Below are 13,585 nucleotides of genomic sequence, written 5' to 3'. Positions count from 1 at the left end.
GAACCCGGCCGCTGGCCGGGCTCAACCCTGAACGGAATCGTGGTCATTTATGGAACAGTCGAAGTTGCGCAAAGTCGGTCTGGGAATCGCGTTGACGCTGGTGGCCGGGTTGGTGTTCTACACGGTGCAGGCGCCGGCCGAGGCACCGCAATACCTGACCGCCACGGTCGAACGCGCTGACATTGAAAACGCAGTGCTGGCCACCGGTTTGCTGGAGGGCATCAAGCAGGTGGACGTCGGTGCCCAGGTTTCGGGGCAGTTGAAGTCGCTGAAGGTCAAGGTCGGCGACAAGGTCAAGAAGGGCCAGTGGCTGGCGGAGATCGATCCGTTGGTGCTGCAGAACACCCTGCGTCAGGCACAGGTCGATGAGGAGAATCTGCAAGCCCAGCGCCGGGCGACTCAGGCTCAGTTGCGCCAGACCAAGGCGATCTACGAGCGTTATCAGAACCTGCAGGAGGACGCCTCGATCTCGCGGCAGGATTTCGAAACCGCGCAATCGAACTACGAAGTGCAGCAAGCCAACCTGTTGTCGCTGGACGCGCAGATCAAGAGCGCGCATATCCAGATCGATACGGCCAAGGTCAATCTGGCCTACACACGGATCGTCGCGCCCATCGACGGCGACGTGGTGGGCATCGTGACCCAGGAAGGCCAGACCGTGATCGCCAACCAGCTGGCACCGATCCTGCTCAAACTGGCGGACCTGGACACCATGACCGTCAAGGCTCAGGTGTCGGAGGCCGATGTCATTCACATCGCGCCGGGGCAGGAGGTGTATTTCACCATTCTCGGCGAGGACAAGCGTTATTACGGCAAGCTGCGCGGTACCGAGCCTGCGCCGCAGAACTTCCTCGAAACCCCGCCCGCCGGCACGCCGAAGCAGAACACGGCGGTGTTCTACAACGCGCTGTTCGAGGTGCCCAACCCCGATCACCGTTTGCGCATTTCCATGACGGCTCAGGTGCGGGTGGTGCTCGACACCGCCAAATCGGTGCTGACGATTCCGGTGGCCGCGCTGGGCCCGCGCAACAACGACGGCAGTTTCCCGGTGCGGGTGCTGGACGCCAAGGGCCAGGCGCAGTCGCGCAATGTGCAGACCGGGATCAACAACAACGTCAAGGTGCAGGTCAACGAAGGCCTGGCCGAAGGCGACCGGGTGGTGATCGGTGATCCGGTGACGAAAGTGGCAGGGGCATGAGCATGAGCGAACCTCTGCTGCAACTGACCGGCATCAGCCGCAGCTTCACGGCGGGCGACCGTGAATTCCTGGCGCTGAAGAATATCGACCTGACGATCCACGCCGGGGAAATGGTGGCGATCATCGGCGCCTCGGGCTCCGGCAAATCGACCTTGATGAACATTCTCGGCTGCCTCGATTACGCCACGGCCGGCAGCTACAAGATCAACGGTCGGGAAACCCGGGATCTGGACAATCAGGCACTGGCCGAACTGCGCCGTGACTATTTCGGCTTCATCTTCCAGCGCTACCACTTGCTGCCGCACCTGAGCGCGATGCACAACGTCGAGATGCCGGCGATCTACGCCGGCACGCCGGAACCACAGCGCCATGCCCGAGCCCGGGAGCTGTTGGCGCGCCTGGGGTTGGAGGGGCACCTGACCCATCGCCCGAGCCAACTCTCGGGCGGTCAGCAGCAGCGGGTGAGTATCGCCCGCGCGCTGATGAACGGCGGCGAAGTGATCCTCGCGGACGAGCCCACCGGCGCTCTCGATACCACCAGCGGCAAGGAGGTGATGCGCATTTTGCTGGAACTGCACGCGGCCGGGCACACGGTGATTCTGGTGACCCACGACCCCAAGGTCGCGGCCAACGCCGAGCGCATCATCGAAGTCAGCGACGGCGAAATCCTCAGCGACCGTCGCAACGAGCGCGACACCACGGCACTGACCAATGAGGACGCGGTGCCCAAATCCACGGCAGCGCGGCGTCTGGTGGCCAGCCTCGGGTTGTTCAAGGAAGCGTTCAACATGGCCTGGGTCGCGCTGATCTCGCATCGCATGCGCACACTGCTGACCATGCTCGGGATCGTCATCGGCATCACCTCGGTGGTGTCGATCTCGGCCATCGGCGAGGGGGCCAAGCGCTATGTGCTCAAGGACATTCAGGCCATCGGCAGCAACACCATCGATATCTATTCCGGTACCAGTTTCGGCGACAGCCGTTCGGCGGCCATCGAAACCCTGGTGCCGGCGGATGTGACGGCGCTCAATCAGCTGTATTACGTCGACAGCGCCACGCCGGTGGTCGGGCGCAATCTGTTGCTGCGCTATCGCAACATTGACCTCGATGCCCAGGTCAACGGCGTCAGCGATCTGTACTTTCAGGTGCGCGGAATCAAGATGGAGTCGGGCATTGCGTTCAGTGAAAACGATGCTAGACGCCAGGCTCAGGTGGTGGTGATCGATCACAACACCCGCCAACGGTTGTTCGGCGAGGGAGTCGATCCGCTGGGACAGGTGATCCTGATCGGCAACCTGCCGTGCACCGTGATCGGTGTGGCAGCAGAAAAGAAGAACATCTTCTCGTCGAGCAAGTCGCTCAATGTCTGGGTGCCTTACGAAACCGCAGCCGGTCGACTGTTGGGCCAGCGCTACCTGGACAGCATCAGCGTGCGGATCAAGGACGGCCAACCGAGCAAGGTCGTGGAGGACAACGTCAACAAGCTGATGCTGCAGCGCCACGGCACCAAGGATTTCTTCACCAACAACCTCGACAGCGTGATGCAGACGGTGCAGAAAACCAGCCGCTCACTGGCGCTGTTGCTATCGCTGATTGCAGTGATTTCGCTGGTGGTCGGCGGCATCGGGGTGATGAACATCATGCTGGTATCGGTCACCGAACGGACCCGCGAGATCGGTATCCGAATGGCGGTCGGGGCGCGGCAGTCGGACATTCGTCAGCAGTTTCTGGTGGAGGCGGTGATGGTCTGTCTGCTCGGCGGGGCCATCGGTATTTCGCTGAGTTACGCCATCGGTCATCTGTTCTCGTTGTTCATCAAGGAGTGGGAAATGGTGTTCTCGCTGACCTCGGTGCTCACGGCGGTGATCTGTTCGACGCTGATCGGCATCGTGTTCGGCTTCGTGCCGGCACGCAATGCGTCGCGGCTCGACCCGATCGAGGCGTTGGCGCGGGACTGACCGGCGGGCATGAAAAAACCGCCGTCCCTGGCAGGGCGGCGGTTTTTTTACAGGCGTGCGAACGATCAGGCCGCGTTGGACGGATCGCAGGCGGCCGGGCAGTCTTCAGGTGAATACATCCAGCGCATCAGCGAATGGCGGCCGCTGATCCCCAGTTTGATGGCGGCACGCTTGAGGTAGCTCTCGACGGTGTTGACCTTCAACTGCAACTGTTCGGCCAGTTCAGGCGCGGTGCGGCCGGCGAGGAGGCCGACGCACACTTCCATCTCACGGTTGGACAGGCTCAAGCCCAGTTGCTGCACGCGCTCGCAAAAACGCAATCGCAGGGTTTCCAGGCCTAGCAGCGAGGCTTCAGTCGCTGCGGCTTGCGCCTCGGGATCCGCATTCGCCGGTTGCAGCGCGTGGATGTGCTTTTCCACCATCGGCAGCAATACCGGGGAGATGTCCTGTAACAGGCTGCGCTCCCGGGCGGAAAACCGCTTCGACGGCCCGCAGCGGTACACGGAAATCACGTAACGGTAACCGTCCTTGCGCCGGGTCAGGTGCAACTGCGACGCATCGGTGACCGTGGAGGGTTCGGGGGCGGGCACGTCGCTGCTGCCGGGATCGGTGCTCAGTTCGGAATACACCGTCTCGGCCGTCAGTGTCGCGTCTTTGGGGCATTCAGGCTCGCTGCGCGGTTGCGCACGTCCGACCGGCTCCACGCGCATCTGCCGGATATGTGTGGCATCCACGGCCAGTTGGGTGAGGATCAGATCATGCAGCATCCGCGGAAAATGCCGGCTGCCGGTGCTGGCGATGACCTTGCCGATGTGAGGGAACAGATGTGAGTTCATGTGTTTCATCCATGAGTAGCAATGGGGGAATTGCGCTTTCCCGACTCTCCGGCTGGTGTCCTTGGCCGGCGACCACAAATCGGGAAATTTGGATCCTATCCTAGTACAACGTTTGAGCGACCGTTTAATGAAGGGGTTATTAGCAACGAACATTGAGTGCCGCAACCGCATCGCCTTCCACTCGTCGCATGTATCGAACGACGCAGAACCGAACCGGCTCTACCCGATGTCATCTTCGCGAGGCATTCGATATGTTCGATCAACGCAAAAAAGACTCCCTGTCGGCCTGGCGCAATCTGGCAACACAGTCTCGGGAGCAGCTCGACCCTCAGGATCAATACGATGAGTTGCTCAAGGGGGCCGACGAGATGCTGGAGCAGGGACTTATCAACGCTTCCGAGTGGCGACAGTTGGTGCGCGATGCAGGCCACATCTTTATCCGTCATGAAGACTTGTCTGCGCCACCGCTTGAAGGGTAGCAGGCACTCCGGACATTCAGCGGCAATGCGCGTCCACCAGTTCGATCCAGTGCCTGACGGGCGTGCGGCCGGCGCCGTCGAGGTGTGCCTGACAGCCGATGTTGGCGGTGGCGATGATCTCGGGATGACCACTCTCCAGCGCAGCGAGTTTGTTGTCGCGCAGTGACCTGGCCAGCGTCGGTTGGGTGATCGAGTAAGTACCTGCCGAGCCGCAGCACAGATGAGCGTCGGGGACGGCAGTCAGGTCGAAGCCCAGTCGGACCAGTACCGACTCCACCACACCGCCAAGTTTCTGCGCGTGCTGCAAGGTGCAGGGGCAATGGAAAGCCACACGTTGATTGGCGTGGATGCCGAAGGATTCGAGCGGCTCTTCACGCAGCACCTCAACCAGATCTTTTGCCAGCGCGCTGACGGCTTTGGCCTTTTCGGCATAAGTTGGATCGGCGTGAAGCAAATGCCCGTAATCCTTGATGAACGCACCGCAACCGCTGGCGGTCTGCACGATCGCTTCGGCACCCTGTTCGATGGCCGGCCACCACGCATCAATATTGTGACGGGCGCGGTCAAGGCCGGTGGCCTGGGCGTCGAGGTGATAATCCACCGCGCCGCAACAACCAGCCTCGCGGGCCGGGATCACGCTGATGCCCAGACGATCCAGCACCCGTGCCGCTGCTGCATTGGTATTGGGTGACAAACCCGGCTGTACGCAACCCTCCAACATCAGCACTTGCCTTGCATGGCGGATGTCGGGACGTGATGCAGGCATCACCGCGTTGCGTGGCAGTTTGTCTTGCAGGGCATCGGGCAGTAGCGCCCGGAACATCTGCCCGCCATTGACCAACCCTTTGAACAACCACGGATTGGGCACGATGTTTCGCAACCCTTCACGCAACAGGCGCTGTCCGAGCGGCCGCGGGACAGCTGCGTCGACCACTGCTCGGCCAATGTCGAGCAGGTTGTGATAGTCCACGCCGGAAGGGCAGGTGGTTTCACAGTTACGGCATGACAGGCAGCGATCCAGGTGTTGCTGGGTTTTCGCTGTAACTTCGTTGCCTTCGAGTACTTGCTTGATCAAATAGATGCGTCCGCGCGGGCCGTCCAGTTCATCGCCGAGCAATTGATAAGTCGGGCAGGTCGCGTTGCAGAATCCGCAATGAACGCACGTGCGCAGGATGCTTTCGGCCTCTTCGGCGCGGGGCAGTTGTCGGGCTTGCGGGCTGAGGGTGGTCTGCATGGCTCAAAGCTCCGCGTACTGACGCCCGGGATTGAAAATGCCCCGGGGGTCGAGTTGTCGTTTGAGTTGGCGGTGATAGCGCAGCAGGGCGGGCGCCAGAGGATGGAACGGTTCATCGATCAGGCCGTGGCTGTAGCAGGTCGCATGCCCGCCGACGTCACCGACGACTTTGCGAATGGTCGCCGCTTCGGCTGTCGATTTGAGCCAGCGTTGCGCGCCGCCCCAGTCGAGCCACTGCTCGCCGGGCAGGTTCAGCGGCGGCGTGTTCAGCGGCACGGACAGGCGCCAGAGCGGTTGGTCTTCATCGAAGAAGCCCAGGCGTTGCTCGTTGAGGTCGGCCCAGAACGAACTGTCGATCAACGCGCCGCCAAGGCGATCATGGGCGGCCGCCACTGAACCTTCGCCACCCTCCAGACGCAAGTGCAATTGCCGGCCATCGTGACAGGCGGCGCTGATCGGCAACGGCTGCTGGCCCCATTCGGCCAGGCGCAGCAGGGCTTGTTCGCCGGTCATTTCCAGACTGAGACTCAGGCACGCGCGCGGTTTGGGCAGCACCTTGAGCGAGACTTCAGTGATGATGCCCAGCGAGCCGTAACTGCCTGCCATCAGACGTGACAAGTCATAGCCGGCGACGTTTTTCATGACTTCGCCGCCGAAGCGCAAATGCTTGCCATGTCCCGTGATGATCCGCGTGCCCAACACGAAATCGCGCACCGATCCCGACCAGGGCCGACGCGGCCCGGACAGGCCCGTGGCGATCATGCCGCCGACCGTGGCGTCGTCGGCGAAGGCGGGTGGTTCACAAGCCAGCATCTGTTGCGAAGCGTCCAGCACGGCCAGCAATTCTGCCAGTGGAGTACCGCAGCGTGCGGTGATTACCAGTTCGGTCGGGTCGTAGCTGACGATGCCGCGATGGGCGCGGGTGTCGAGAATCTCGCCACCGACGAAGCGTCCGAGAAACGCCTTGCTGTTGGCCCCCTGGATGCGCAGCGGGGTAGCGTTTTCCAGTGCCCGGTTGACCTGTTCGAGCAACGCGGCGCTGGCATCGAAATCCTTCCTTTCACCCATCAGAACCGCTCCAGCTCGGGGAAGGGCAATTGCCCGTGGTGTACGTGCAGGGCGCCGAATTCGGCGCAGCGATGCAGGGTCGGAATGTTTTTGCCGGGGTTAAGCAGGCCGCCCGGGTCGAAGGCTTTCTTCACAGCGTGGAACAGGGTCAGCTCGTCACGATTGAACTGCGCGCACATCTGGTTGATTTTTTCCCGGCCCACGCCGTGTTCGCCGGTGATGCTGCCGCCGACCTTCACGCACAGTTCGAGGATCTTGCCGCCCAGCACCTCGGCACGTTCCAGTTCGCCGGGCTGATTGGCATCGAACAGAATCAGTGGATGCATGTTGCCGTCGCCAGCGTGGAATACATTGGCGACCCGCAAGCCATATTCGGCTGAAAGCTGCGCAATCGCGTGCAGTACGCCGGGCAATTCGCGGCGCGGGATGGTGCCGTCCATGCAGTAATAGTCCGGAGATAACCGTCCTACGGCGGGGAAGGCATTCTTGCGTCCGGCCCAGAATCGCACGCGCTCGGCCTCATCCCGGGCCTGGCGCAGCTCGGTGGCACCGGCGTGGTCGAGCACCTGTCGGACCCGCGCGCAATCATCGTGGACATCGGCTTCAACGCCATCGAGTTCGCAGAGCAGAATCGCCTCGGCGTCTACCGGATAACCGGCATGGATGAAATCTTCGGCGGCGCGGATCGCCAGGTTGTCCATCATCTCCAGGCCACCGGGAATAATGCCGGCCGCGATGATGTCGGCCACTGCACGACCAGCCTTTTCCACGGAGTCGAACGCCGCCAGCAGCACTTTGGCAGTCTGGGGTTTGGGCAAGAGTTTGACCGTGACTTCGGTGATGACGCCGAGCAGGCCTTCGGAACCGGTGAACAGTGCTAACAGATCGAAACCGGGGGAATCCAGTGCGTTCGAGCCTAGCGTCAGATGTTCGCCATCGACGGTAAGAATTTCGACCTTGAGTAGATTGTGCACGGTCAGACCGTACTTGAGGCAATGCACCCCGCCGGCGTTTTCCGCCACGTTGCCGCCGATGGAGCAGGCGATTTGCGAGGAAGGATCAGGCGCGTAATACAGCCCGAACGGCGCAGCGGCCTGGGAAATCGCCAGGTTGCGCACCCCGGGTTGAACCCGCGCGGTGCGGGCTTCAGGGTCGATGTGCAGGATGTTGTTGAAGCGCGCCATTACCAGCAACACGCCTTTCTCCAGTGGCAGGGCTCCGCCGGACAAACCGGTCCCGGCGCCTCTGGCCACCACTGGAACCCGCCGCTCATGGCAGATCCGCAACACGCCCTGAACTTCATCGATGTGCCGTGGCAGTACCACTAGCAACGGCGTGGTGCGATAGGCGGAGAGGCCATCGCACTCATACGGCTTGAGTTCTTCAAGCTGATGCAGGACTTCAAGATCCGGCCACTGGCGCTGCAGGGCTTGCAACAACGCGGCTTTGTCGACGTCGGGCAAAACGCCGTCGACCTGTTCGTCGTAGAGAATGTTCATGATCGGTGGACGACCCTCCGTTGTCGTTATTCGAGGTCGGTGCCGTTTTCTATCATTGGGCCGCTGACCCCGAGAAGTAAAGCGTAGCGGCCGTTGGTCCGTTGTCCCGCGTGCTCCTGTAATATGCGGCCCTTCACTCCGACGAGATGAAAATCGAGGCAAGGATCAGAAACTGCGGCAGCAATGCCGCGCCTTGATCGGGCGTTGTCGGTGACATCCTTGACGCTCTACGCGGCGCTCGCCTCCCGCGCCAAGGGCGTGTTGACCCGGCCTGCGCTGTCCCGCTGGGTCAGTCGCGTAAGTAAAAGATGTCCGACTGAAATCAGTCATCCATTTCAAGGAAGTATTGCGTGGCACTCAGGGTTTTAGTGGTTGGCGGTTACGGAAATTTCGGCAGCATTGTCAGCCGGCATTTGATTGAGATGCCGGACATCGAGCTGGTGATCTCCGGCCGCGACCCGCAGAAATTGGTGCGCAAAGTCGACGAGCTGAAAGCCCGGTCGGGCGTTGTCTGCGAGAGTTGGTGCGGCAACGCGATGGGGGACGGGTTTGACGCGGCTCTGAAATCGATGGGCATTCAACTGGTCATCCACACCGGCGGCCCGTTTCAAGGGCAATCCTATGCGGTCGCCGAGCGCTGCATCGACGCGGGTGTGCATTATTGCGACTTGTCCGACTGCCGAACCTTCGTCAACGGCATCGGAGCTCTCGATACCCGCGCGAAACCGGCCGGCGTGGCGATTCTCAGCGGTTGCAGTTCGGTGCCGACACTTTCATCGGCCCTTATCGATGAACAGCGGCATCGCTTCTCCCGCATCGATTCGATCGAACATGGTATTTCCTCGTCGGCGAAAATGCCGGGCCTGTCGACGGTTGAAGGTGTTCTGGCCTACGCCGGCAAGCCGATCAGGCAACTCAGGAATGGCCAGGTTCATGAGGTGGCAGGCTGGCTGGATCTGACGTTGCGCAGGATGCCTCAGTTGGGCGTTCGGGTGCTGGCGAACGTCGATGTTCCGGACATGGATATCTTCGAAAAACGCTACGGCGCACGAACCTTGAGTTTCAAGGCCGGCGCGGGCCTGAAGCTGGGTGGTGTGGCCAACGGTCTGTTCGCCCTGGCCCGCAGGTTTGGTGCGTTTCGTGATCATGTTCCCTGGGCGGCGCGGCTTCATCGCTGGGGTACCTGGTTCGAGCGATTCGGTGATGGCAAAAGCGCGATGTATATCGACGTGACAGGACTCGGTATCGACGGAAAACCGCTGGCCATGACGGTGCAGCTCACCGCCCGAAATGACAAGGGACCGGAGATCCCGAGCTGCGCAGCCGTTGCCCTGGCCGCGAAAATCGCCCGGGGATATCGGCCCGAGGCTGGCGCACGTCCCTGCGTGGGCGAGATCACTGTCGCTGAATACATGGCGGCCATCAACGATCCGCAGAATCTGAGCCTGTCGATGCATTTCTCTGACGGGCAGAACTGACCATGCTCTATCTGTGCCTCAAATACATTCACATCATCGCCGCGGTTTTTCTGTTCGGATTCGGCATGGGCTCCTACCTCTACCTGATCGCCGCGAGCCGTACAGCCAACCCTCTGGTGATCGCTCACGTGGCGAGAATGGTCGTACGTTTCGACGCCTGGATCACCACGCCGGCGGGCTTTATCCAGATCGCGACGGGTTACGGGTTGACCAGGCTTGCCGGACTGCCCCTGACCACGGAATGGGTGCTGACCTCCTTGATCATTTTCCTGTGTGTCGGCTCGCTCTGGTTGCCGGTACTGGTGCTTCAAAAGCGTTTGCACGTGATGGCTTCGAGCGCGGTCGAGACCGGGGCAGGGCTCCCTGATGAGTACAGCTGCGTGTACCGAAAATGGTCCTGGATGGGGATTGCCGGATTTCTGGGGATGTTCGTGATCGTGCTGCTGATGGTGACGAAGATGACGCCGGGGCAGTGGGCCAACCTGTTGGTGTAGCGAACGCAACGCCCGATAAATCCGCACCGGGCGTCGCGTGTATCAGGCGAAGCTCAATCCAGATCGCTTGCTTGATGTCGCTCAGGAACCTGGCTCGCTTCATCGCCCCACGTCCGGTTGACGCGTTGGCCACGAATCACCGCAGGCCGTTCGGCAATCTCTTGCGCCCAGCGTTGCACGTGGGTGTATTCGTGAGCGGAAAGGAACTCGGCGGCGGAGTACACGTTGTTGCGCACCAGTTGTCCGTACCATGGCCAGACCGCGATGTCGGCGATGGTGTAGTCATTGCCGGCAAGGTAGGGGCTTTCGCTCAGGCGGCGATCGAGCACATCCAGCTGCCGCTTGGTTTCCATGGTGAATCGGTTGATCGGGTATTCGAGTTTTTCCGGCGCATAGGCATAGAAATGTCCGAAGCCGCCACCCAGATAGGGCGCTGAGCCCATTTGCCAGAACAGCCAGTTCAGGGTTTCGGTGCGCCCCGCCAGGTCGCTGGGCAGGAAAGCGCCAAATTTTTCCGCCAGATAGAGCAGGATCGAGCCGGATTCGAAGACGCGAATGGTCGGTTCTACACTGCGATCCAGCAGCGCCGGAATTTTCGAATTGGGGTTGATCTCGACAAAGCCGCTGGAGAACTGGTCGCCCTCGTTGATGCGGATCAGCCAGGCGTCGTACTCGGCGTCGGTGCGTCCGAGCGCCAGCAACTCCTCAAGCAGGATGGTCACTTTCACGCCGTTGGGCGTGGCCAGCGAATACAGTTGCAACGGATGCTTGCCGACCGGCAGCGTCTTGTCGTGCGTTGGCCCGGCAGTCGGGCGATTGATGCTGGCGAACTGGCCGCCGGACGGAGCGATGTGTTTCCAGACCTTGGGTGGTGCGTAGGGCGCCTTGCTCATGAAACGGACCTCATCGGTTGCATGCCGGAATGGAGTGAGCCGGACGGTGAGCGTGCCGGGCTCTTGTCGAACAGGACACCACAGAAGGGCGTTTGAATGCCACTGGTTGTTCGCTGAAATGGTTTGACTAAAGACATGCCGGGCAGCTGCCGGGTGACCGCTTCTTCTATATAGAAGAATGTTGTTTGTCGGTAACAGAGCTATGGCGCGAATCTGTGCGCAATTGCGCCGGACTCACGCCGAGGCGCTGTTTGAAGGCTGTGGTCATATGCGCCTGCGAGTTGAAACCGCAGGCGAGGGCGATCTGCGAAAGACTGTCCGTTGTATCGCGCATTGACGCTCGGGCTTTGGCCAGTCGTCTGTCGATCAGGTAACTGTGGGGGCTTTTGCCGGTTGCCTGCTTGAAGGCACGCATGAAGTAACCCTCGGACAACTCCAGCAATTGCGCCATCGCCGGGACGGCGAGCGGGCTGCCGAGACCGGCGTCGATGAAATCATCCAGCAGGCGCATGCGGCTGCTGGTGATCGAGCCTGGAGACGACACCGCTTCATGACCTTCGACCCGTTCCGCCAGACCGAGCGCCCAGCGTTCCCAGTCATCATCCAGAGAGGCTTGCAGCAGCGCACTGCGCATTCGCGACGCGAGGTGAATGGCCTGCGGGTCGATGCGATTGTTGAACGCCCGGTCACCCGCCAGTGCTTTGCCGTCGGTGCGTATCACTCGCAGGTACTCGCCGCCCATGGGCGACTCGGACAGCACGTCACATCCAGCCGGAACAAACGCCAGGCCATTGGGCATCGCATCGAAGGGGCGTATCCGGTCAGTACCAATCGCGTGCACGCCGTGCTGGCTGTCGAAGGCAAAGCCGATCGCTGACTGGGTTGCCACGTACCGCGCCGAGTAGGCTGCGCCCGGCAGCAGTTCGATCGCCCACGGACCGGCCTCGATACGACGTATCGGTTCAGCGACGGTTATGGGGTGGCGCCGGTTTCGATGGTTCATGACCACCATAGTAGAGAAGAGGTCGGATAAAAGTCAGGTCAGTTTTTTGAAAGCCGACGTGGTGCGTCCGTGCCTAGACTGGGCCAAAGTTCAGGGAGCCACCTAAATGCACGCATTCACTCGCGACGATATCGAAAACGCTGCCCGCCAGGTTTACCAGGTGATGCCGCCTACCGCCCAATACCGTTGGCCGTTGCTGGCCGAGCGGTTGGGCTGCACCGTTTGGGTCAAGCATGAAAATCACACGCCGACCGGTGCCTTCAAGGTGCGAGGTGGTATTACCTTTATGCACTGGTTGCGGCGTGAACATCCGACAGTCAAAGGCATCGTCTCCGCGACGCGTGGAAATCACGGTCAGAGTCTGGCGCTGGCAGCGGGGGCCGTGGGCCTGAAAGCGCTGATTGTGGTGCCGCAGGGCAATTCGCTGGAAAAGAACAACGCCATGCGTGGCTTTGGTGGTGAAGTGGTCGAATACGGGCGCGATTTTGACGAGGCCCGTGAAGAGGCGGCGCGCCTGGCGCAGGAGCATGACCTTTTTCTGGTGCCGCCGTTTCACGTTGAACTGGTCAAGGGCGTGGCGACCTATGCGCTGGAGCTGTTCGGTGCGGCGCCGGATCTGGATACGGTGTACGTGCCCATCGGTTGCGGATCAGGGATCTGTGGTGTCATTGCTGCTCGCGACGCACTAGGACTGAACACTGAAGTGGTGGGCGTGGTGTCGACGGAGGCCGCGGCTGCCAAGCTGTCGTTCGAAGCGAATGTGATCTGCGAAACGGCGTCGGCGAATACCTTTGCCGATGGCCTGGCTGTGCGCAAGCCGATTGCGCAGGCGTTCGACATCTATAAGGAAGGGGCGGCGAGGATCGTCTCGGTCAGCGAAGGCGAGATTGCCGAAGCCATGCGTGTGTATTACACCGATACCCATAACCTTGCAGAGGGTGCAGGCGCCTCAGCGTTGGCTGCGTTGATGCAGGAGCGTGGGAGGATGGAGGGGAAGAAGGTCGGGGTGATTCTGTCCGGGGGGAATATTGACCGGTCGGTGTATGCGAAGGTGATTGGTTGATTTCTGGCGGGCTCGGCATTCAGTGACAGCTATACATTCGCCTCTATATAGAAACGGCCTTTTTCCCTCTCTTGATAGAAAACGCAAATTAGGGGTTGACGGCAGATTCTGAGTCTCTATAATTCGCCCACTTCCGGCGCAGTCGAAACGGAAAACTCCTTGAGATTCAATGAGTTAAGTAGTTTTCGAAGGCGGGTCGCTTCAGTTCATCGAAGCCTGGGAGGAGTTGGAAATGCCGGTTTGTCTGGCGCTTTCAACGGTTCGATCTTCTCGGTCGAAAGCGGAGAAAAAGAGGTGTTGACAGCAGCGTGTAACGCTGTAGAATTCGCCTCCCGCTAACGAGAGATCGGAAGCGCAAGTGGTTGAAGTTGTTGAAGAAATC

General features: G+C 60.9%; 12 protein-coding genes and 1 pseudogene. 6 read left to right on the top strand and 7 right to left on the bottom strand.

The genetic code is table 11. The features are described from left to right. Positions 1–49 precede the first annotated feature (49 nt). Both macA and L6D82_RS21185 read left to right on the top strand, forming a co-directional pair. Positions 50–1,198, top strand: a complete 1,149-nt coding sequence (gene macA / locus L6D82_RS21190) for a macrolide transporter subunit MacA (protein WP_085748379.1) — start codon at positions 50–52, stop codon at positions 1,196–1,198. A gap of 2 nt (positions 1,199–1,200) precedes the next feature. Beyond that, on the top strand, positions 1,201–3,156 hold the full coding sequence (locus tag L6D82_RS21185; RefSeq protein WP_102718728.1) for a MacB family efflux pump subunit: 1,956 nt from the start codon (positions 1,201–1,203) through the stop codon (positions 3,154–3,156). Positions 3,157–3,221: 65 nt separating this feature from the next. On the opposite strand, the gene L6D82_RS21180 is transcribed toward L6D82_RS21185, so the two are convergent. Further along, positions 3,222–3,992 (bottom strand): helix-turn-helix transcriptional regulator, encoded by a 771-nt coding sequence (locus tag L6D82_RS21180; protein ID WP_102718727.1) that lies wholly within the window; start codon positions 3,990–3,992, stop codon positions 3,222–3,224. 251 nt (positions 3,993–4,243) lie between these two features. On the opposite strand from L6D82_RS21180, the gene L6D82_RS21175 reads away from it, so the two are divergent. Beyond that, positions 4,244–4,471, top strand: coding sequence for a hypothetical protein (locus L6D82_RS21175; RefSeq protein ID WP_085748376.1), 228 nt, complete (start codon positions 4,244–4,246; stop codon positions 4,469–4,471). A gap of 16 nt (positions 4,472–4,487) precedes the next feature. Here the strand turns inward: L6D82_RS21175 and glcF are convergent, their stop codons facing one another. Genes glcF through glcD form a run of 3 tightly spaced genes read right to left on the bottom strand, consistent with a single transcriptional unit; the run spans position 4,488 to position 8,272 of the window. Beyond that, positions 4,488–5,705, bottom strand: a complete 1,218-nt coding sequence (gene glcF, locus L6D82_RS21170; RefSeq protein ID WP_236191459.1) for a glycolate oxidase subunit GlcF — start codon at positions 5,703–5,705, stop codon at positions 4,488–4,490. A 3-nt stretch (positions 5,706–5,708) separates the two neighbouring features. Then, positions 5,709–6,773 carry a glycolate oxidase subunit GlcE gene (glcE, locus tag L6D82_RS21165; RefSeq protein ID WP_236191458.1) on the bottom strand — a complete coding sequence of 355 codons (1,065 nt, stop codon included), beginning with the start codon at positions 6,771–6,773 and terminating at the stop codon, positions 5,709–5,711. After that, on the bottom strand, positions 6,773–8,272 hold the full coding sequence (glcD, locus tag L6D82_RS21160) for a glycolate oxidase subunit GlcD (RefSeq protein WP_236191457.1): 1,500 nt from the start codon (positions 8,270–8,272) through the stop codon (positions 6,773–6,775). The genes glcE and glcD overlap by 1 nt, the downstream gene beginning before the upstream one ends. Positions 8,273–8,622: 350 nt before the next feature. Between glcD and L6D82_RS21155 the strand changes: the two genes are divergently transcribed. Both L6D82_RS21155 and L6D82_RS21150 read left to right on the top strand, forming a co-directional pair. Next, complete coding sequence (locus L6D82_RS21155; protein WP_236191456.1) at positions 8,623–9,750, top strand: saccharopine dehydrogenase family protein; 1,128 nt, start codon at positions 8,623–8,625, stop codon at positions 9,748–9,750. A 2-nt stretch (positions 9,751–9,752) separates the two neighbouring features. Further along, a complete protein-coding gene (locus tag L6D82_RS21150) occupies positions 9,753–10,244 on the top strand; it encodes a DUF2269 family protein (protein WP_236191455.1) in 492 nt (163 codons plus the stop codon). A gap of 53 nt (positions 10,245–10,297) precedes the next feature. On the opposite strand, the gene yghU is transcribed toward L6D82_RS21150, so the two are convergent. Both yghU and L6D82_RS21140 read right to left on the bottom strand, forming a co-directional pair. Further along, positions 10,298–11,137 (bottom strand): glutathione-dependent disulfide-bond oxidoreductase, encoded by an 840-nt coding sequence (gene yghU / locus L6D82_RS21145; RefSeq protein ID WP_236191454.1) that lies wholly within the window; start codon positions 11,135–11,137, stop codon positions 10,298–10,300. A 166-nt stretch (positions 11,138–11,303) separates the two neighbouring features. Continuing rightward, complete coding sequence (locus L6D82_RS21140; RefSeq protein WP_102687437.1) at positions 11,304–12,149, bottom strand: helix-turn-helix transcriptional regulator; 846 nt, start codon at positions 12,147–12,149, stop codon at positions 11,304–11,306. Positions 12,150–12,246: 97 nt separating this feature from the next. Here L6D82_RS21140 and L6D82_RS21135 point away from each other — a divergent pair, with 97 nt between their 5' ends. Further along, positions 12,247–13,203, top strand: a complete 957-nt coding sequence (locus L6D82_RS21135; RefSeq protein WP_102718720.1) for a threonine dehydratase — start codon at positions 12,247–12,249, stop codon at positions 13,201–13,203. A gap of 201 nt (positions 13,204–13,404) precedes the next feature. Here L6D82_RS21135 and L6D82_RS21130 read toward each other — a convergent pair. After that, positions 13,405–13,585 (bottom strand): annotated as a pseudogene (locus L6D82_RS21130) (hypothetical protein); the annotation flags it as partial.

The organism is Pseudomonas paraglycinae (assembly GCF_021601625.1).
Taxonomy (GTDB): domain Bacteria; phylum Pseudomonadota; class Gammaproteobacteria; order Pseudomonadales; family Pseudomonadaceae; genus Aquipseudomonas; species Aquipseudomonas paraglycinae.
Note: the sequence above shows the minus strand (reverse complement) of the source record. Positions and strands in the feature narration are given on the sequence as shown.